General features: G+C 66.8%; 15 protein-coding genes and 2 pseudogenes. 7 read left to right on the top strand and 10 right to left on the bottom strand.

Annotation, left to right across the window (positions count from 1 at the left end; all coding sequences use genetic code 11):
- Window positions 1–384 precede the first annotated feature (384 nt).
- Window positions 385–3162, bottom strand: a complete 2778-nt coding sequence (locus OG555_RS05605; protein ID WP_329481610.1) for a LuxR C-terminal-related transcriptional regulator — start codon at window positions 3160–3162, stop codon at window positions 385–387.
- A gap of 226 nt (window positions 3163–3388) precedes the next feature.
- On the opposite strand from OG555_RS05605, the gene OG555_RS05610 reads away from it, so the two are divergent.
- Window positions 3389–3673 carry a hypothetical protein gene (locus tag OG555_RS05610; protein ID WP_329481611.1) on the top strand — a complete coding sequence of 95 codons (285 nt, stop codon included), beginning with the start codon at window positions 3389–3391 and terminating at the stop codon, window positions 3671–3673.
- Between the two features lie 316 nt (window positions 3674–3989).
- On the opposite strand, the gene OG555_RS05615 is transcribed toward OG555_RS05610, so the two are convergent.
- The 4 genes from OG555_RS05615 to OG555_RS05630 form a co-directional block, all read right to left on the bottom strand.
- The gene (locus OG555_RS05615) at window positions 3990–4505 is read right to left on the bottom strand and encodes a DUF1269 domain-containing protein (protein ID WP_329481612.1); all 516 of its coding nucleotides are present in this window, start codon (window positions 4503–4505) and stop codon (window positions 3990–3992) included.
- Between the two features lie 26 nt (window positions 4506–4531).
- Window positions 4532–6910: an arylsulfatase gene (locus OG555_RS05620; RefSeq protein WP_329481613.1), complete on the bottom strand. Its 2379-nt coding sequence runs from the start codon at window positions 6908–6910 to the stop codon at window positions 4532–4534.
- A gap of 181 nt (window positions 6911–7091) precedes the next feature.
- Complete coding sequence (locus OG555_RS05625; protein WP_329481614.1) at window positions 7092–8531, bottom strand: DUF2252 domain-containing protein; 1440 nt, start codon at window positions 8529–8531, stop codon at window positions 7092–7094.
- A 245-nt stretch (window positions 8532–8776) separates the two neighbouring features.
- A complete protein-coding gene (locus tag OG555_RS05630) occupies window positions 8777–9373 on the bottom strand; it encodes a GAP family protein (RefSeq protein ID WP_329481615.1) in 597 nt (198 codons plus the stop codon).
- Window positions 9374–10142: 769 nt separating this feature from the next.
- Between OG555_RS05630 and OG555_RS05635 the strand changes: the two genes are divergently transcribed.
- Together OG555_RS05635 and OG555_RS05640 are read left to right on the top strand one after the other, a co-directional pair.
- Window positions 10143–11675, top strand: coding sequence for a DUF2252 family protein (locus OG555_RS05635; protein WP_329481616.1), 1533 nt, complete (start codon window positions 10143–10145; stop codon window positions 11673–11675).
- Window positions 11676–11725: 50 nt separating this feature from the next.
- Complete coding sequence (locus tag OG555_RS05640) at window positions 11726–12091, top strand: TMEM175 family protein (protein WP_329481617.1); 366 nt, start codon at window positions 11726–11728, stop codon at window positions 12089–12091.
- Window positions 12092–13066: 975 nt separating this feature from the next.
- Here the strand turns inward: OG555_RS05640 and OG555_RS05645 are convergent.
- Both OG555_RS05645 and OG555_RS05650 read right to left on the bottom strand, forming a co-directional pair.
- On the bottom strand, window positions 13067–13201 hold the full coding sequence (locus OG555_RS05645; RefSeq protein WP_329484951.1) for a hypothetical protein: 135 nt from the start codon (window positions 13199–13201) through the stop codon (window positions 13067–13069).
- 85 nt (window positions 13202–13286) lie between these two features.
- Window positions 13287–13389, bottom strand: a pseudogene (locus OG555_RS05650) (IS481 family transposase); the annotation flags it as partial.
- A gap of 113 nt (window positions 13390–13502) precedes the next feature.
- Here OG555_RS05650 and OG555_RS05655 point away from each other — a divergent pair.
- Window positions 13503–14099, top strand: coding sequence for an HdeD family acid-resistance protein (locus tag OG555_RS05655; RefSeq protein WP_329481618.1), 597 nt, complete (start codon window positions 13503–13505; stop codon window positions 14097–14099).
- A 67-nt stretch (window positions 14100–14166) separates the two neighbouring features.
- Here the strand turns inward: OG555_RS05655 and OG555_RS05660 are convergent, their stop codons facing one another.
- Both OG555_RS05660 and OG555_RS05665 read right to left on the bottom strand, forming a co-directional pair.
- A complete protein-coding gene (locus OG555_RS05660; protein WP_329481619.1) occupies window positions 14167–14496 on the bottom strand; it encodes a carboxymuconolactone decarboxylase family protein in 330 nt (109 codons plus the stop codon).
- Between the two features lie 136 nt (window positions 14497–14632).
- Complete coding sequence (locus tag OG555_RS05665) at window positions 14633–14971, bottom strand: sulfatase-like hydrolase/transferase (RefSeq protein WP_329481620.1); 339 nt, start codon at window positions 14969–14971, stop codon at window positions 14633–14635.
- A 306-nt stretch (window positions 14972–15277) separates the two neighbouring features.
- Here OG555_RS05665 and OG555_RS42745 point away from each other — a divergent pair.
- The 3 genes and pseudogenes from OG555_RS42745 to OG555_RS05670 form a co-directional block, all read left to right on the top strand.
- A pseudogene (locus OG555_RS42745) lies at window positions 15278–15586 on the top strand (DUF1254 domain-containing protein); the annotation flags it as partial.
- 140 nt (window positions 15587–15726) lie between these two features.
- Window positions 15727–15834, top strand: a complete 108-nt coding sequence (locus OG555_RS42750; protein WP_442914516.1) for a hypothetical protein — start codon at window positions 15727–15729, stop codon at window positions 15832–15834.
- Window positions 15835–16330: 496 nt separating this feature from the next.
- On the top strand, window positions 16331–17620 hold the full coding sequence (locus tag OG555_RS05670) for a chloride channel protein (protein ID WP_329481621.1): 1290 nt from the start codon (window positions 16331–16333) through the stop codon (window positions 17618–17620).
- 106 nt (window positions 17621–17726) lie between these two features.
- Here OG555_RS05670 and OG555_RS05675 read toward each other — a convergent pair whose 3' ends face one another.
- Window positions 17727–18545 carry an alpha/beta fold hydrolase gene (locus OG555_RS05675; RefSeq protein ID WP_329481622.1) on the bottom strand — a complete coding sequence of 273 codons (819 nt, stop codon included), beginning with the start codon at window positions 18543–18545 and terminating at the stop codon, window positions 17727–17729.
- Window positions 18546–18592 lie beyond the last annotated feature (47 nt).

Here is an 18592-nt window from a genome sequence, read left to right on the forward strand (position 1 = left end):
GGCGGGTCGCGGCCGACGTCGAAATCCAGTAGGACGCCCACGCCTCCGCCCCGCTGCAGCTGTGCGTCGCGTCGCCGCGCTCATCAGTTCAGCGGGGGAACACCGTGGGAACAAAGAGGCGTCGATCAGGGTCGACTGGAGTCGAGGCCAGCCGAACTGGTGTGGGCTAGATACACCTGGAGGGGCGTAAGTCGGTGGGGTGCGTCGGTTTCCTAAACCCGTGCGTCGCAGGTTCGAATCCTGCCGGGGGCAACACTGCCGGGGCGCTGTGTGATGTCTCAAGGCATCGGCATGGCTCCGAACCGTCCTTGGGTTCGGGGCTTGTTGCTCTTGGGGCCTGGTGGGAGGCCGCCGAGGGTGCGCTGAGGTTGTGGCGAAGGGAGCTCAAATCAGTCCGAGCTCACGCGCCCGGCGGACCGCCTCGCGGCGACTGTGGACTGCGAGCTTGCGGTACACGCCCCGGGCATGTGCCTTCACGGTGTTGACGGATACGAAGAGTTCTGTGGCGATCTCGTCGTTGGTTTCGAGCGTCGCCAGATGGCTGAGGACAACGTATTCGCGATCTGTGAGGGGCTCGTCAAGAGGCGTGGGTTCGACAGCGATGCGGTCGGCCGAGCCGATGTCCTCGAGAAGGGCGTCAACGAATTGCCGGGCAGCCGGATCCGCACCGTCCCAGAGTCGTAGCCGATGCCTCAGCAGTGCCTCGGGGCGCCCGTTGCCGAGGGCGACGAATGGCCGGCGAATGTCCTCTGATTCGGCAATGGACAGCGCCTGGTCCACAGCAGCAAGGGCTCGATGGTCCTCCCGCTGACTGTCGGCCACCAGCGCGGTCACGAGCCAAGCCCGGGCCTTTATCACCGCACTCGGGCATTGCTCGCGCAGCGGCGACAAGATGTCCTCCGCCACTGTCAGATTGCCGAGAACCTGCTCGGCCCGCGCCAGGCACAGTCTGACCTCGTCGAGACCCGCGGTGCCACCAGGTGCGCTGGTCATCGCATCGTCGCCTGCAGTTGGCGCGGCGAGCAGTGAACGTAACCGATTCACGGCGGCGTCGTGACGTCCACGGGCCAGATCGATCTCGGCTTGGACGACTGTGACCCATCGACCGAGGAGCGGCGCCATCGCACGATCTTCCAGCTCAGAGCCCAGGACGACCATCAGGTCCTCGGCCCGATTGACTTCCCCCGCCGCGAGCCACAGCCGCGCCTGGGTCGCGCGCAGCGCCGGATAGGGGGTGCGGTCCGGGTCGTTGCGCTCGGCGGCCAGGGCGGCGTCGATGAACATCTGGGCGATCTCGCGGTGGTTTCGCTCCAACTCGATCCGGGCCAGGACCAGGTAGACCACAATGGCCTGGGCATGCTCGGTCCAACCCCGCTGCTCGATGATCTCCAGCGCCTGGGCCGCCAGGTCGTGCGCGGCCTGCAGGTGGCCCCGCTCCCACTCGATCAGTGCCAAGTAGCCAAGGCTGTTCACCACCGTGAGGTCAATTCTGGTGGTGGTGGCGACGCCCATCGACTCGCGCAGCGGCTGCTCGGCCTCGTCGGTGTGGGCCGACCAGACGAGCCCCACCCCTAGATTGCTCAACGCCGGTGCCTCGTACGTGGACGCGGCCGGCAGTCGCGCCACCTCGGGGTCGGACAGCCGCCGCAGCAGCTGCCTGGCAGCCACGATCAAGTCGGGCACGCTGCCCTGTACACGGCTCAGCACGAGGTCGGCTACGCCGAGGAACAGCTCGAGCGATCTGCGGGACGCCTCGTCGCGTTCGGTCAACAAGCCTCGTGCGTGCGCGATATGGTTGCTGAATCCCGCATAGTCACGGGCGATGAAGCAGGCGATCGCCGCGCTTGCCCTCAACTCTGCGCTGGAGTGCAACTCTGCGGCGGGAATCTCCGCCAGGAGTGCTCCGAACGCCTGCCGCTCCGCCGACAGGGCACGCATCGCGGCGCCATCGACCATCAGTTCGCCGACGAGTTGCCAGTCCTGCGCCCGAACCGCGTGGCGGACCGCTTCGATCGCCTCTCCGTGGCCGGCGAACCACCGCGCCGCCCGCCGGTGCAGTTCAGGCACGAGGTCCGGGTCGTCCAAGAGCAGCCGGTGACGGAGCAAGTCGACCAGGAGCGGGTGGTATCGGAACCAGCGGCGGTCTGTTCCGAGGGCCACCACGAAGGCGTTGGACCGCACCAAGCTCTCCAACTCCCTCTGACTCCCACTGCGATCGGTCAGCAGATCGGCCAGGTCGGCGCACATGCGGTCCGCGGCGCTCGTCCGCAGCAAGAAGCGGCGGCGCTCCGCGGGCAAGGCCGCGAGGACTTCGTCGAACAGATACTCGGCGACGCCCGCGTCGTTCCCGGTGAACTCCTCGATGCGGTCGAACTCTGCTCTGGTGGCCGCGAACATCGCCGCCAGCCGGAGCCCGGCGGCCCATCCATCGGTTCGATCCAGGATTCGACTGCTCAGCGCAGCCGGCAGGTCGACCCCTGATCGCACCAAGAGCTCGTGGGACTCCGCCTCGGTGAAGGCCAGGTCCTCCGCGCGTACCTCCGCGAGCGCGCCGTCGACGCGGAGCCGGTGGAGGTGCAGATTCGGGTCAGATCGGGTCACGATCACCAGGTGGAGTGGCAGGGGGTGGCGAAGCATCTCGGTGATCCCGTTCAGGATTTCCGGATTGTGGATCTCGCCGAAGTCGTCGAGAACGAGGGTCAGCGGACGTCGCAGCTGTGACAACTCGAAGATGATCCTTCGTACGACCTCTTGGCCAACCGGCGGTCTGATCATCAGCGATCCGAGCGCTCCGCCCGGGGCCACGCCGCTGCGGTGAGCCGCAGCCGCCAGGTACGACCAGAAGAGGACAGGGTCGTTGTCGAATGAGTCCAACGACAACCAGGCCACGGGCAGGGCCGCAGATCGCTGCGTGGCCCAGCCGGCGACGAGGATCGTCTTGCCCCAGCCAGCTCCCGCACTCACCAACGTCATCCGTCCGGAGGCCCCCGCCTCCAGCCGGTCCACGAGCCGCGAACGGACCACCAGCCCAGACGGAAGCTGCGGTGCAGTCAGCTTGCTGGTCAGCAAACTCGCCGCGGGCAGCGGCGTACCTTCGCCTTGAGCTGACCCGACGCCGGGCGACTCTCGTACTGTGCCCTCGGCGCTCTCAGGAGTGGGCATCACCCCCGTCAGTTCTCCGACCTCCGAAGTATCCACTTCAGCCCCCACCTCTGGGCCATCCCCCAGCGGCTCCATTCGGTCTCAGCCTAAGCGAAAATCGCCCCACAGCAACCCACCGCGGCCCGGATCATTTCGCAGCGGCCGACTACCCACTGCGGATAATGCGCTTGGCGCGGTGGCGCGGCGACGCTGGATGTCAAGAGTCTCCGACGCCGAGGTGGCAGCAATGACCAGTTGGGTCTACGAGGTCCAGATCGTCGGCCAACTCAGTCCCAGCGTCCTGTCCGAACTCGACGCCGAGGTCGGGAAGGTCTTCACGACGACTGTGCCGGTCACCACCCTGATCCGGGCAAGGACTCCTGACCAGTCCGCGCTGGTGGGGCTGCTGGACCTGCTCCACGCTCTCGGCCTCAAGGTCGTCGCGCTGCGTCAGGTGGCCGACGTCGACGAAGGCCGCGAAGCGGAGATCCAGGCATTGTCGCCGGGACCTCGACCCGTGCGGTCGACATGATCTGCGAGGCCCTGGTCACCGGTCGGATCGGACCACTCACGACCTCGGCGCTCCCCGATGGCGCCCTGACTACGGCCCGCCCCGCAACAACGTTGCTGTTGATCGTGAGCGCGGAGCCTCCGCGGGTCGCAGACCTCGCTCGTCGGCTCGACAGTCTCAACGTCGAGATCATTTCCCTACGCTGCCGCGAGATCACAGCCTGACGTCGGGCTTCGCACCCGGCCGGCCGGCGCAGCCACGGCGCCGCTCGCCCAATCGGCGCAGTGGCCTGTGCGGTCTGGCGTTGCCGGTCGTCCGCCCGTTGCTTGACCAAGCATCAGCCGCCGGCTTCGGCCATCTTGCGTTCGGCGTCGGCCAGGGCGCTCTTGAGGGCCTTCACGTGATGACCGTCCGCCTCGCCTACCACGTGTTTGATCGCTCGCGTCACCGCGGGCTCGACCATCCCTGCAGCCTTGTGCGGGTACGCCAGGATCAGACCGGCGCCGCCGATGGGAATCGTCTCCCCGGCCTGCTCTTCGATCTGTTTGCTCGACTTCTTGTGCAAGAGCTTTCCGCCGACTGCTCCCACGGCTGCTCCGATCGCGGTCGCCGCCAGCAGCGGCGGTGCGAAGAGACCGACTGCGAATCCCACGGCGGCCAGCCCGGCGGCGCCCTCCTCGACCATGTGGTCGGACTGCTCGACCGTGACGTTGCCCTCGAGGTCCTTGCTCACCACGACGGCGCCCCACAGGCGCTCGCCGCAGTTCAGGGCCGCCTCGTAATCCTCCTGTGCTGCATCAACCGACAGGTACCCCCCGATGAGCACATCGGTGGTCTCGTCATCGAACCCCATGGCAGTCCTCCTTGCGGTGCCGTGCGTCACCCGGACAGGCCGTGCGCGGCCTGTCCGTGCTGTTCAGAAGCGTGGATGTTCATCTCGTCATCGGCGGACAGATGCGGTTTGATGTCGAACACAACCTTCTTGACCGTCCCGGTGAACGCGAACGGCTTCTCGCTCTCGTAACTGAGGTCGACGACGCCGCCGTTGTCTCTGCCGATATCCATGCCCGAATAGCCGGAGAACCGGATCGGCACGGTGTGATCCATCCGTCCCTTGCCGACCGGTCGGCCGTCGACGAACAAGGTCACATCGCCGCCGGTCGCCGGCTGTGCACCGTCGGCCTCGAACTCCATCCGGACCGTCACCTCGCCGGTGGGCATTGCCTCGTCAGCGACCTGTTTGAAAACCGACACGCCCATCATCGAGTAGGTATGCGTGAGCTTGCCGTCCTTCACATAAAGGGTGAAGCCACCGAGGTGGTCCGCTTCAGCGACGATCACACCTTCGGCCCCACCCTCGGGCACGACCAGGTCGGCCTGGATCGCGTAGGAATGGTTGTAGATCCGCGGGATCATCCCGGACATCACGTTCTGCACGTCGCCCCGGAACTCGAACGTCGTCTGCTCCGGCAACGGTGGCAGCATCCCGAAGAAGGTCGACAGCGTCGCGAGCAGTGGCAGGACCTTGTACTGCTCGGCCTCCTGCCAGAACAGCTCCTTGAGCTCGCGCACCTTGTCCGGGTGCTCACCGGCCAGATCCTTCGCCTGGGTGAAGTCGTCCGGCAAGTAGTACAGCTCGGTGGGCCCCGCGTCCGGATCCCACACGTCGGGGGCGTAGGGCCTGAGCGCGTCGGGAGTGATCACCCACGGAATGCGCTCGGTTTTCATCGCCAGCCACCAGCCGTCCTTGTACATGGCCCGGTTGCCGATGGTTTCGAAGTACTGCTGCGATCGATGCTCAGGCGCAGCCTCGTCGGTCATCGACGCGGCGAACGAGGTCCCGTGCATCGGCGCCTGCTCGATCCCGTCAACGGTCCGCGGCAGCGGGATCCCCGTCACGTCGAGAACCAGCGGTGCGATGTCGATCACGTGAGCGAACTGCGAGCGCATGCCGCCACGATCGGTGATGCGGTCCGGCCAGTGCAGCACCAAGGGGTTGCGCGTCCCGCCCAGGTGTGAGCCGACCTGCTTACCCCACTTGAACGGCGTATTTCCCGCCCACGCCCAGGCCGCCGCGTAGTGCGGCGCCATCATCGACGTACTCCAGGCGTCGACTCCGCCGTATCGCTCGGACAGCTGCAGCTGCATCTCGTCAGTGAGCGGGATGCCGTTCTGCATCGTCAGCTCGTTGAACGAGCCGGTCACAGTCCCCTCCATGCTGGCGCCGTTGTCACCCCAGATCCAGATGATCAACGTGTTGTCGAGCTCGCCCAGTTCGTCGATCGCGTCGATCACCCGCCCGACGTTGTGGTCGGCGTTCTCCGAGTAGCCGGCGTACACCTCCATCTGGCGGGCGTAGAACGGCTTCAACTTGTCCGGTACGTCGTCCCACGCGGGGAACGCCGGGTCCCGGGGCGTCAGTTCGGCGTCGGGTGGAATGACCCCGAGTTCCTTCTGCCGCGCAAAGGTCTGCTCGCGCAACTGGTCCCAGCCTTGGTCGAACTGGCCCTTGTACCGGTCGGCCCACTCCTTCGCGACATGGTGTGGAGCGTGACTGCAGCCCGTCGAGAAATAAGCGAAGAAGGGCTTGGAAGCATCCTGACCGCGGACGGCGTGCAGCCACTCGATGGTCCTGTCCGCCATCGCGTCCGGGAAGTAGTACGGATTCTCCTCGTCGTAGAACTCGGGCGGCGTACCGATGATCTTCTGGTTCTCCGCCAAGCACGGGTCATACTGGCTGGCCCCGCCACCGAGGAACCCGTAGAAGTAGTCGAATCCCCAACCGTTCGGCCACCGGTCGAGCGGCCCGGCCGGGCCTTGTTGCCCGTCGGGCGTCAGGTGCCACTTGCCGAACGCCGCCGTGCTGTACCCGTTCTCCCGCAGGATCCGGGGCAACGGCGCGCAGTCACGAGGCAACGTGGCTGAGTAACCGGGAAAGCCGCCGGCGAACTCACCGACGGAACCGAACCCGACGGCGTGGTTGTTCCGCCCGGTCAGCAAGGCTGCCCGAGTGGGCGAGCACAGCGCCGTGACGTGCATCCGGTTGTAGCGCAAACCGCCGTCGGCCATGCGCGTGAAGTTCGGCGTCCGGATCGGGCCGCCGAACGTGCTCGGGTTGCCGAACCCGGCATCGTCGATCAGCACGAGCAGAACATTCGGGGCGTCGTCGGGTGCGGTCGGATGCCCGATCAGGTTCCAGTCCGGCTGGGAGCCGGCCAACGTCCGGTTGGCCACTCCCGCGAACGTCGGTCGCCTCATCGGAAGGCTGGTGCGATCTACTTCAGCCAATGTCCTCGCCGCCCTTGCTTTGTGTGGCTGCCGGAGCCACATTCGACCGTGACCCGCGCCTGCTGCTCCTTTTCACGATGGTGTCGGCCGCTTCGGTTGGCATTACCCTGAGTGGGTAATAGCGTCAGCGTCGGCTGACCTCCTCCGCGTCTCAGACGCCTTCGAGTGCCTGGAGTTTGCCGGACCGGATCGCGGTCACGAATTCGTCGTAGTCACGGTCGTTCTGGTCGGCGTAGCGCCGCGAGAAGTCGGTAATCGCCAGGTCGAACGCGTCCGAGTCGCCGAGGTACGCGTTGATGGCGATCGGGTCTCCGGATCGTGCATGTGCCCGGGCCAGCGTCCAACCGCAGGTTTGTGCGTAGAAGGCGAGGCCGGTCGGTGACATGGCCTCGACGTCTGCCGAGCCCTTCATGTCGCGCAACTGCCGCCAGTAGAAGTGGCGTGAAACGTCCGCTCCCTTCGTCCAGCCGAGGAAGATGTCGCTGGCGGCCTGCATCATCCGCTGCCCTTGCACGACCCGCTCACCGGGCTGCCTGAAGCGGCTCTTCGGCAGGTGGTCCTCCAGCACCGACGCGGTGGCCTCCTTGACCTGCAGGAACAGCGGGTCTTGTCCGTCCCTGCCCTGGAGCAGTCCGATAAACGCCCGGGTCCCGACACTGCCGACGCCGACGACCTTCCGGGCCAGATCGACCAGCTCGTACCGCTCCAGCAGCTGACGCCGGTCGTTCTGCAAGGTTTGCCGGTAGGCGCGGAACTGGTCATGGAGCGCCTTGCCCACTGACTCCGGCGCCAGCCCGTAGTCGGTGGCGGCCAGGTCGCGCAGTGGCACCACGATCGGCGGCTGGCTGACAATCCGGTACTTCCCGTCGACCAGCTCGGCGAGCTTGGACAACGCCTGCAAGCTGTCCCGGGTCCGGGCCTTGCCGAAGGTCTTCTTGGCGCGCTTGACGTCCTTCTTCGACTTCTTGCCCTTCTCCTGCAAGCGTGCGGACGCGAGGATATCCTCTTCGTCGAGGTGCGCGTACCAAATGTCCAGGGTGCGCATCTGCGCGAAGTCGGCCATCGCCTCGCGATACGCCGCCACCGACGCGACGGTCACATCCCGGACCTCCGCCTTCCGGAAGCCGTTGTTGCGGGCAGCGATGGTGAAGCTCGCCGCCATTCGCTTCACGTCGTACTCGAACGGCCCCGGCAGAGTCTCGTCGAAGTCGTTGACGTCGAACATCAGCCGGCGCTCGGGGGAAGCGAATCCTCCGAAGTTGGACAGGTGCGCGTCGCCGCACAGCTGTACGGTCAACCCGGCCCTCGGCGTGTCCTTCAGGTCGGCAGCCATGATCTTGGCCGCGCCACGGTAGAACGTGAACGGCGACACCATCATCCGGCCGTGGCGCACCGGCACCAGGTCCTGCTCACGCGTCAGGTTCTGGTCCTCCAGCAGGGCGACCGGGTCGGGGCGGTGCGCTGCCGGCTCCCATCCCGCATGGCTGGACGGAGGCGTCTGGTGGCCGGCATCCTTGCCCAGGGCCCGGCGATCGTCGACGCTCGGATGCTCGATCGTCGCGGTCATCGACCTCTCTCTTGTCGTGGTCATCGACCTCTCCTCCTCGAAGTGGGAAACTGTGGCGGCCCGGCCCCGCTGGTGGGCTCGGGCAATCGAATGGTTGACCCCCTACTCTCGAGAGCGTGCGTCAAGCCTGCGGGCGGCACCGCCTGGGCGCCTCGTCCTCAACGGGTAATCGCGCTCGCCCTCGCCGTCCCGGACACGCCGTGACCGCTGTCCGGCAGGCAGGGCTCGGGCCGGACTAGGCCAAACGGAGTAAGGGCATGCACCGACGCTCAGCCCGCGAGGCGGATGAGAGCCTGGGCGAGAAGCACCAGACCGATCACCATGAACAGTGCGCTCACCACGGCCCTGCTGTTCTGCTCCAGCCACTCCCGTAGGCCGTCCAGCGAGGGTCGGAGCCGGTCCCTCGCGACCAGGTAGGAGAGCACGGGGAGGGCCACGGTGCTGGTCCCGATGACGGTGAAGACGGCGATCGCGGCAACCTGCTCAACAGTCTTCCCTGACGTGCCGCCGATCATTGTCCCGGCCACCGCACAGATCGTCAGGTTCTTCGGATTCAACGCCGAGAGCACCACTCCCAAGCCCGCGGCCCTGACCCGGGACAAGGAGTCGAGCGCATTCATCCAACGGGGACGTGTCGTCACAGCCGGCGACCTCGCCCGCCGCAACCACCCGCGAATCCCCAGGAGCAGTAGGAGCAGACCCAACCACAAGAGAATCCAGTCGGTCGCCGGCGGAGACGTGTCCGAGCGTCCTTCCCCGGATGTCGAGGTGGCAAGGGTGAACACCGTCGTCACTCCGGCGATTCCGGCTGTCCAACCAAGCAAGAACCCCAGCCCGGTGTCCGTCGAACGCCGTGCCAGGAGCATCAACAACGTCGCGATGACCGGAACCGGGCTAAGCGCAACTGCAACCGCCAATGGAAACGGATCAACGACCAACCCGCCCACCCCCTCGACGACGACTGCCGCTCGCCGAGCCCCGCTGAGCCGCAGCCACAACTCCTCGGCGAACTACTGGTGGGTGGGCGAGCGCCGGCGCCGTCTGTTCCGCTCGTCAACATGTCACCCGGCGAGGTCTGGTGAAATCATCCCTCAGAACGGCCTTCGGACGGTGCCTTGGGGCGAAGATCGACGTCCCACGTGCCATGGTCTGAGGACCGGGTTCGGGAAGGCTGCCGACGCGATTCGCGACCGCTCCGAGAGGCCGGGGATCCGTGCCGGTCAGGTGGACGAGCTGGTCTATACCAACGAATCGGTAGATGTACGCGACAGGTCATCGAGGACGGCGGAGGCTTGAGCCCGCCGACCGGGTACGCCAAGACTCGCAGTATCAAACCGGCACGGCTCAGTCGTAAGGAGTCGCCTGAAGACCGCGCACGCTCACCAATTCAGCGTCGGAACAGCGTGGAAACAAGACAAAGAGGTGTTGATTCGAGTCGACTGCGGCCAAGACTGCCCTATTTGGGGGGCCGAAATCCCTCCCTGCCGGGAGGTGCCCTTTCCGCTGTTGAGGCCTAGGCTCGTGAAGCAGGGGTGCACAAGAAACGCAGTGCGTAGCGCCGGGTCCTGAGTGTGCGGGGGAGCGCTCGCCGCCTGGAGCGGGGCAGCGTGGGCGGTGAGCACGGAGGTGAGCCAAATGGTCGCAAGAAAGCTCGCGCATCCGAGCGTCGGCGAGCGCGAAGCCGAGGGCTTGGAGGCCCGGAACCGGGCGGAGCTGTCAAGCCACACCAAGTGGCGGCCCGCTACGGACCGCCCTGACCCGGTCGCCCTGCTGGAGGAGCAGGACACTACCCGCGAGCAGGACCTGGTGCCCGTCCGCCACGGCCGGATGATGGTCTCGCCGTTCACCTTCTACCGGGGCGCGGCCAAGATCATGGCGGCGGACCTGGCGGACACGCCGGTCGCCGGACTGGAGACCCAGCTGTGCGGCGACGCGCACCTGTCGAACTTCGGCCTGTTCGCCTCGCCCGAGCGGGTCCTGCTGTTCGACGTGAACGACTTCGACGAGACGCTGCCCGGGCCGTTCGAGTACGACGTGAAGCGGATGGCGGCCAGTTTCACCATCGCGGCCCGCAACAACGGGTTCGCCAAGACGGACGCACGCGACGCGACGCTGGCGTCGGTGCGGGCCTACCGGGAGGCAATGGCCTCCTTCGCTCAGATGGGCACGATGGACATCTGGTATGCCCACCTGGACGAGGACGAGCTCAGGGCCTCGATCCGCACCGCGGTGGCCGGGACGGTGAAGCAGAAGAAACAGGCGGCGAAGCAGGAAAAGGCGGACAAACGGGCGAAGGCGCCCAAGAAGGCCGAGAAACGGGCGGCGAAGCAGGAGAAGGCGGACAGGGAAGAGGAGAAGGCGGCGAAGCGCGCGGAGAAGCGGGCGGAGAAGACCGCCGCGAAGGCACACACCCGCGACAGCCTGCAGGCGCTGTCCAAGCTCTGTGAGCAGGTCGATGGCACCTACCGGATCGTCAGCCAGCCGCCCATCGTGGTCCCTGCGCGTGACCTGGCCGCCACCTACGGGCTGACCGCCGACCAGGTGATGCCGAAGTTCAGCGAGGAGTTCCGCGCCTACCGTGCCACGTTGCAGGATGACCGGCGCCATCTGCTGGAGCGCTTCGAGTTTGTGGACATGGCGCGGAAGGTCGTCGGGGTCGGCAGCGTCGGGACCCGGGCGTTCATCGTGCTGCTGCAGGGGCGCGACGCACAGGATCCGCTGTTCCTGCAGATCAAGGAGGCGACGGCCTCGGTTCTCGAGCCCTATGTGGGCAAAAGCCGGTACCGGCAGCACGGCGAGCGGGTGGTGCAGGGGCAGCGGATGATGCAGGCCGCCAGCGACATCTACCTGGGCTGGACCAAGGGGCTGGACGTGAGCCGCCACTTCTACTGGCGCCAGCTGCGCGACATGAAGGGCTCGGCCGTGGTCGAGGAGATGATACCGCTCGGGCTCACCTACTACGCGCGCATCTGCGGGTGGACGCTGGCCCGCGCCCACGCCCGGTCCGGGGACCCGGTCGCCATCGCCGCATACCTGGGCACCAGCGACGCGTTCGACAAGTCGATCACCGACTTCTCGCAGCGGTACGCCGACCAGAACGAGCGGGACTACACCGAGTTCGTCAACGCGGTCCGATCCGGGAGGCTGAAAGCGGTCGAGGGCGTCTGACGATCCGGTAGGTCCTGCTGCCTGCCGGCCGAAGCGAAGGAGGCGGTGCCGTGCCGGTCGACCCAGACACTCCGCGCGGACGCCGGGTCCTTGGCAAGGACCGGATGGAAGGATTCAGCGACGGCGTCTTCGGATTCGCCATCACGCTGCTCGTCCTGGATATCGCCCTCCGCCCACCGGGCACACCCCTGCAGCAGGTGGTTCACGCCTGGCCCGCCTACGTGGCCTACGTCGTCAGCTTCCTGACCATCGGCGGTGCGTGGCTACAGCACACCGCCTTGACCGATCAGCTCGCACAGACCGATCCGCTGTTCCTGCGCCTCAACCTGCTCGTCCTGCTCGTGGTCGTCTTCCTGCCCTTCCCGACGCAACTCGTCGCCGACGCCCTGCGTAACGCCAGCGGCGAACGGGTGTAGCCACCATGTACGGGCTCACGCTCCTGGCCATCCGCCTCCTGGGGGCCGCCCTGGACGCGCGCGGCACGAGCACCTCTACTCCCCGCCAAAAGAGGGCGAGGAGCTGCACACAAGCCAGCGGAAGTTCCTGCCCATCGTCATCGCGTATCTGATCACGATTCTCATCGGGCTCGTCGTGCCGATACTGGCGATAGCGCTCTACTTCTGCATAGCGGTGTACCTGGTGGTGCCGTTCCGGGAGGCCGCACGGGTGCTGACCCGGCGGCACAGCCCCCACCAATAACCCCGCTCCAGCAGGTGCCGGCGCGGACAGGACACAGGCCACTCTTGCGCTGAGTCACACCCTCCGGGTGACGCCGACGGACTCCGGTGCTGGCAACGTCGAAGTCATGTCCAGCCCCTGGTTGTCCGTGACGATCGCCGTCAGCGCTTCCGACGACCATGGCTGAGGGTTTGACGCCGTCCGAGGCGGCCAAAGAGCTCGAGCACCATCGGCATGGCGAGCAAGGGGCGCACGGCGAGCACCGACGGGAGGTCATTGCCATATTGGAGGCCGCACTCCTGTCGGTCGTCACCGTCGTGACTGCCTGGGCGGGCTACTCCGCGGCCAAATGGGGCACCGAGTCCCGCCTGGACCTCGCGCATGGATCCGCGCTGCGCATCGAGGCGAACCGAGCCTTTGCTGTTGCCGCCGAGAACCGCAACTTCGACGCGAGCGCCTTCAACGCCTGGTTCACCGCCTACACGCTCGACAACCGCGAGAAGATGACGATCGCCGAGCGCCGGTTCCAGCCGGGATTCCGGGTCGCGTTCGACGCCTGGCGGGCAACCGACCCCGACCACAATCCGTCAGCCCTGCCAGGTCCGACCTACATGCCGGTACCGGCAGCCGGAGAAGGACCAAGCCAACCAGCTCGATGGACGCGCCGACGCGGCCACCGCCAGTGGGTATCACTCAGCAACTGTTGCCGACAACTACGTCCGGATCACGGTGCTGCTGGCCACGGTGCTGTGCTTGGTGGGAATCGGCAGCACGTTCACGGTCAAGCAGGTCCGCGTGGTTCTGGCGTCGGTCGGTGCTGTGATGCTCGTGACGGCGGTGGTCCTCATTGCGCAGCAGCCCCGACCCCGCTGACGGCGGATGATCACAGTCGGGCACCCAGTTGTCTGATCCACGGTCGGTGCGGGCCTGGTGCCAGGCGTGTGAGCGGTAGGCGGCACCCTTGTCGGACGGCACCCGTTCGATGGTGACGTCGTACTGGGCGAACCCAGGCCACGGCACGGCGCAGGACGCCGATGACGCGGCCACTGCCGGTCCGGAGCCGGTGAGAGTAGCCTCGAAGGCGGGTCGCCGCGGAAGCGTGAGCGTCGGTCACGCCGGAGCGGTACGTGCCGGATCGGAGGGGTTCGAATGAGCGATGTGCTCGCGGATAACACCACCAAACTTCTGCGCGGAGCCGGACGGCACTGGGGCTGGCCGCTGGCCTATGGAATCATCACGCTGCTCCTCGGGGTCGTGGTCCTGGCGTGGCCGGACCGAACGATCAAGGTGGTCGCAATACTGTTCGGCATCCAACTGCTCGTGGCCGGAGTCTTCTACTTCGTCTCGGCCATTGCCGCCGACGGCGAGGGCGGCGGCACGCGGGTGTTGCTGGCGTTGTTGGGCGTGCTGTCGTTCATCGCCGGCTTGTACGCCCTGCGTCACCTGCTGGTGACCATCGCCGCATTGGCCGTCATCCTCGGGATCTTCTGGATCGTGAACGGAGCCATCGAGGTCTTCACAGCGCTCACAGACTCCAGAATGCACGGACGGGGTTGGACCGTGCTGATGGGGCTGCTCAGCGTCGCGGCCGGAATAGTGGTCCTGGTCTGGCCGGGGATCTCCCTGCTGACGCTCGCTGTCGTCCTCGGCGTGTGGCTGCTCGTGTTGGGCGTCATGGAGATCGTGTTTGCGTTCCAGCTTCGTTCGGCGGGCCGAACCGTCGGACAGATGGCCCCGGCGACGTAGGCCGCTCGCCGCAGCCGCCAGCACGTGGGGAGGCGGGTGGTGGCGGAAGGTAGTTCGCAGCCTCGGTCTATTCGTTGCCTTGCTCCTCGAGCGCGGCGACCTCGATGGCGACGTCGAGCGCGTCAACGATCTTCGCCGTCGCCGCGGCGATCCGCGCCGTACCCACGATCGGTGCGATCGCGACCAGCACGCCGCTGATCTGCTCGGCATCCGCGCCGACCTCACCGGCGGCACCGAGGTTCAGCAGATACGAGATCGGCGCTGCGTCGATCGCGACCAGGGCCGCGATCCGGACCAGCATCAGCGTTTGTGGATCGAGGCTCGACGCGTCGAGCGAATCTGCGGTCATCCGCGCGAGCAGGTCGAGGACCGGGCTCTCGGAAGTGGAATCGGTCATGGTGCATCCCCTCGTTCGCAGTGCGGGCGCTGGAGCGTTGCAGCTCCGATTCCACCCGGAAAGCGCAGCCGCCGCATCGTCCACATCGAATGAAAGCGGTCGGCACGCTCGACAACTTCGAGCGCGGGACCCGCAACTACATGGGCCCGGCGGCAGTGATGGCGTGCATCGGGGTGAGGTGGGTCTTGCCGATCCACGCCGTGGCGTACCCGTTCAATCGCAAGATCCCCAGCACCGTCGCGGCGCTGCGCGGGACCGAGGCGTTGTACCCCGGGAACCCGGCCGACGCCTCCGGCACGCTGCCCATCCCCACCGCATGCGCGTTGCGGCCGGTCAGCAACGCGGCACGCGACGCCGCACACACCGGAGTGGTGTGGAAGTTGGTGTAGCTCAGGCCATGCCGCGCCAGCCGATCGAACACCGGCGTACGCGCCGGCCCGCCGAACGCGTCGACCCGCCTCCCTACACGGACCACGGTGGCGCTGCCGCATTCACCCTTGGGGGGGTGAAACAGAGGTTTGAAGGAACAACGCTGGGCTGGCCACGCTCCTACTTCGTGAACGGAGAGGTCATGACGCAGCAAGGACTGAGTCCGGGGATTTCGGCAAAGCTGCGGGAATCGCTGGGCTCGCCACCGAAGATCGACACCCCGTCCGGTGCGATGGAGTTCTTCGACGGGGTGCCGACGGCTGCGACGGTCGAGCTCGGCTACGACGTTTTGGCTCTGTTGCGCGGGATCGACGTGTACCTGAACTGTGTACCGGGCGCCTCGATGCTGGCCATGCGCAACGGGCTGCGCAGCGTCGGTGCCCGATCGAATGTGATCGCCTGCACGGACCCGCGCAGTACCTCCGCGCCGGTCGTGCTGACGGCGAACACCGAGACGACCTACGGCACCACCTTTCTCGACCTCAAGAACGACGGGCCGACCGTGGTCGAGGCGCTACCGAACTCGTTGTGCTTCGTCGACGACCTGTGGCCGCGCTACGTCGCCGACATGGGCAACGCGGGACCGGACAGGGGTCGGGGCGGCAAGTACCTGTTCCTGCCGCCCGACCATGAAGGCGACGTACCGGACCGGTACTTCGTGTTCCGGTCGCCGACGTACTCCAACTGGCTGGTGATCCGTGCCCTGCTCGGTCCGGACTCGCTGCTGACGACGCGGATCTACCGGCCGACACGATCCTCACCTTCGGTCCGACCCCACCGGCACAACCCGACACGAACTGGCTGCAAGCCCTCCCCGGCAAGAGCTGGTTCCGCATCCTGCGCCTCTACGGCCCACTCGAACGGTGGTTCGACCAGACCTGGCGACTCGGAGAGATCCAACCCACCTGAGAGAGGCGCCCAGCCACCGCGACCACAACAGATGGGCGCCAAATGGAGGCCCACTGGCTCGCCTCCGAGTGGACTCCGGCGGCAGATCTGCCGATCGTCCCGAACCGGCGATCGGAGCGCCAGGGCGTCTACTCCTCCGCGTCAAGAGCTTGTTTCACCGGATCATCCGGCCAGGGTGACGCAGTCGCCTCAGTCGCGCTCTAGTTTGAGACAGCGACCACGGGCGCTGGGAGCGAGCAGCGCGGCAGACGTCACAGGCGATATGGACAGTGCGCGTGCCGCATCGCGCGGGAGGCGCCACCCGATCCGGATGAGGAGGACGTGCCGTCGGCAAGGGAGCAGGGGTAAGACATGAGCATGAGGTGGACTTCTCGACCACGTTGGTGAATGCCGGTGGCAGGAGGCGGGCCGGCGAACACTGGGCCAGACCACAAGGACCCGGGATGTCTCTACAGAAGGAGGCCCACGTGCGGACCGAGGAGCAGGAAGACACCTCATGAGCGCCCCACCCGGTTCGACGCCGGCACCGCCGTTCGCTCAGACGCCGCAGTTCTGGGTGCTGATGGTGAATGCGGTCGGGCTTGGCGTGTTCGGCGCAGTCGCTGCCCTGCTGTTCATGGGCCTGATCGGGCTCGGGGACAACTGGTACACGGCTTCGGATCCGGGGTGGTTCGGCGGCCAGTGGTGGTGGGTCGGGGTCACTGCTGCCGCGGGAGTCGTGGTCGGCCTGCTGCGCCGGTGGACGCACCTTCCAGCCAAGATCCCCAGCCTGATCGACGACCTCCAGCACGGACACGTCGACCGCCGATCGGTGCCGGGAATCGTGGCCGTCTCGGCCGCGTCGTTGATCGGAGGGGCCAGCCTAGGCCCGGAGCAGGCGCTCGGGTCGATGGGCGGCGGGGCTGCCGAGTGGGTCTCGCAGCGACGACGGCTCACCGACGAGGACAGCAAGGTGAACACGCACGCCGGGTTCGCCGGCGCCTACGGCGGGTTGTTCTCCAGCACGGTGATCGTGGTCATGCTGATCTTGGAGGTCGCCCGCCCGGGCGGACAGCGGATGGCCAAGACGCTGGCCGCCACCATCGTCTCCTCCAGCGTCTCGTTCGCGATCTACTTCATCGTCGCGGGCTCCTTCTTCCTCGACGCCTACCAGGTGCCCTCCTACACGTTCAAGGACTGGCAACTGCTGGCAGGTATCGGCCTGGGCCTGTTCGCGGCGGTCGTGGTGACGCTGCTGGCCACCGTGATGAAGCTGGCAGCAGGGATGTTCGGTCGACTCAAGGTTCCGGCCGTCGTTCGGTCAGTGATCGGCGGCCTGGCGTTCGGCGTCGTCGGCGTGATCCTGCCGCTGACGATGTTCACGGGCAGTGATCAGCTCAAAACCGTACTGGACACCGGCGGAACACTCGGCGCGGGCTTCCTGGCAGCCCTCGTAGTCGCCAAGATCCTCACCTTCGCCATCAGCGAAGCCAGCGGGTTCGTCGGCGGCCCGATCTTCCCAACGCTGTTCATCGGGGGCACAGCCGGAGTGCTCGTCCACCAGATAATCCCCGGCGTGCCCCTGGGCCTGGCGTTCACCTGCCTGCTCGCCGCGGTTCCCGGAGCCATGATCTCGGCGCCGTTCGCGCTGGTGCTACTTGCCGCGTTCATGACCCAACTGGGGGCACTCGAGACCGCCCCCGTCCTGATCGCCGTCATCACCGCATTCCTCGCAATGGAGTCGGTGAAGTACGTCATAACCACACGTCGGCGAACCAGCCCCTCAACGAATCGGGCGACCGGCTGACCGCGGTGACTGGACCGGTACGCGGACCGATGCCATTGCCGACGATCCTGGACAACCTGATTGACGTGCTCGGTGGCGAGCTATCAGGTGACCGCGGATCGCAGTGCTACCGGGTGTCGAGTGCGCGGATCCCGGGGCCGGTGGAGGGATCTCGGCCGGCGAGCCAGTTGTCGATCACCTGCGCCAGTTGGCGTGGGTGGCTGAAGTTGATGGCGTGTGCTGCGCGCTCGATCACCACCACGCTGACATGCGCCCGCCCACCGACATCTCGTACGCGATCGGGGCCTGGCATGAGCGGATCCCGGCCGCCCAGGACGGCGAGCGACGGAACAGGCGCGTTCAGCAGGCGCTCGAGGGATGGGAACCGGGTGAGTTCGTGGAACAGTCGCAGACCGTTCAAGGGCCCGAACCTCACATAGTCGGGCAAGGCGATCGGCACCATCCGCGGGCTCTCCCGGATCACATCGAGCCCGAGCTGGCCGAGCGCCCGCGGGAGTGGCTGATTCTGGATTCCGCCGGCCGGGGAGACGAGAACCAGGCGGTGCACCCGTTCGGGCGCGGCGTGGGCGATCTCGAGGCCGATGGGACAGCCCATGGAGTTGCCCACCAGGACCGCGGTGTCGATGTGCATCTCGTCGAGGACGGCGAGGAGCGTGTCGGCGAGCTCGGGGATGCCAAGCACGTGCTCGCCTCGTTCGCTGCGACCGTAGCCGGGCAGGTCGGGCACCAGGTTCACTCGACGCCCGGCCAGTAGCCGTGCGGTCGGCATCAAATAGCTGCCGGAGATGCCGAAGCCGTGCACATGAACGATGGGGACGTCAGGTGCATCGCCGAGACTGCGGCGGTAGTAGACCGACCGGCCGCGCACCCTGATGTACCCGGCAGTCCACCCGCCGTCTGTGAACGTGTCACGCACCGAGCGCACCCGGCTCACTCCTTCGACCGCTGTCCGACAAGTGTCGGATGGACGAG

Source organism: Kribbella sp. NBC_01484 (assembly GCF_036227145.1).
GTDB lineage: Bacteria > Actinomycetota > Actinomycetes > Propionibacteriales > Kribbellaceae > Kribbella.

Bases quoted from the DNA above. Each gene is read 5' to 3' on its own strand.
- OG555_RS05625 (WP_329481614.1), bottom strand. From the start codon at position 8,531: ATGACCACGACAAGAGAGAGGTCGATGACCGCGACGATCGAGCATCCG.
- OG555_RS05635 (WP_329481616.1), top strand. From the start codon at position 10,143: ATGGTCGCAAGAAAGCTCGCGCATCCGAGCGTCGGCGAGCGCGAAGCC.
- OG555_RS05645 (WP_329484951.1), bottom strand. From the start codon at position 13,201: ATGAGGACCACCGCCGTCACGAGCATCACAGCACCGACCGACGCCAGA.
- OG555_RS05610 (WP_329481611.1), top strand. From the start codon at position 3,389: ATGACCAGTTGGGTCTACGAGGTCCAGATCGTCGGCCAACTCAGTCCC.
- OG555_RS05670 (WP_329481621.1), top strand. From the start codon at position 16,331: ATGAGCGCCCCACCCGGTTCGACGCCGGCACCGCCGTTCGCTCAGACG.
- OG555_RS05615 (WP_329481612.1), bottom strand. From the start codon at position 4,505: ATGGGGTTCGATGACGAGACCACCGATGTGCTCATCGGGGGGTACCTG.
- OG555_RS05620 (WP_329481613.1), bottom strand. From the start codon at position 6,910: ATGAGGCGACCGACGTTCGCGGGAGTGGCCAACCGGACGTTGGCCGGC.
- OG555_RS05655 (WP_329481618.1), top strand. From the start codon at position 13,503: ATGAGCGATGTGCTCGCGGATAACACCACCAAACTTCTGCGCGGAGCC.
- OG555_RS05660 (WP_329481619.1), bottom strand. From the start codon at position 14,496: ATGACCGATTCCACTTCCGAGAGCCCGGTCCTCGACCTGCTCGCGCGG.
- OG555_RS05605 (WP_329481610.1), bottom strand. From the start codon at position 3,162: ATGCCCACTCCTGAGAGCGCCGAGGGCACAGTACGAGAGTCGCCCGGC.
- OG555_RS05630 (WP_329481615.1), bottom strand. From the start codon at position 9,373: ATGCTCCTGGCACGGCGTTCGACGGACACCGGGCTGGGGTTCTTGCTT.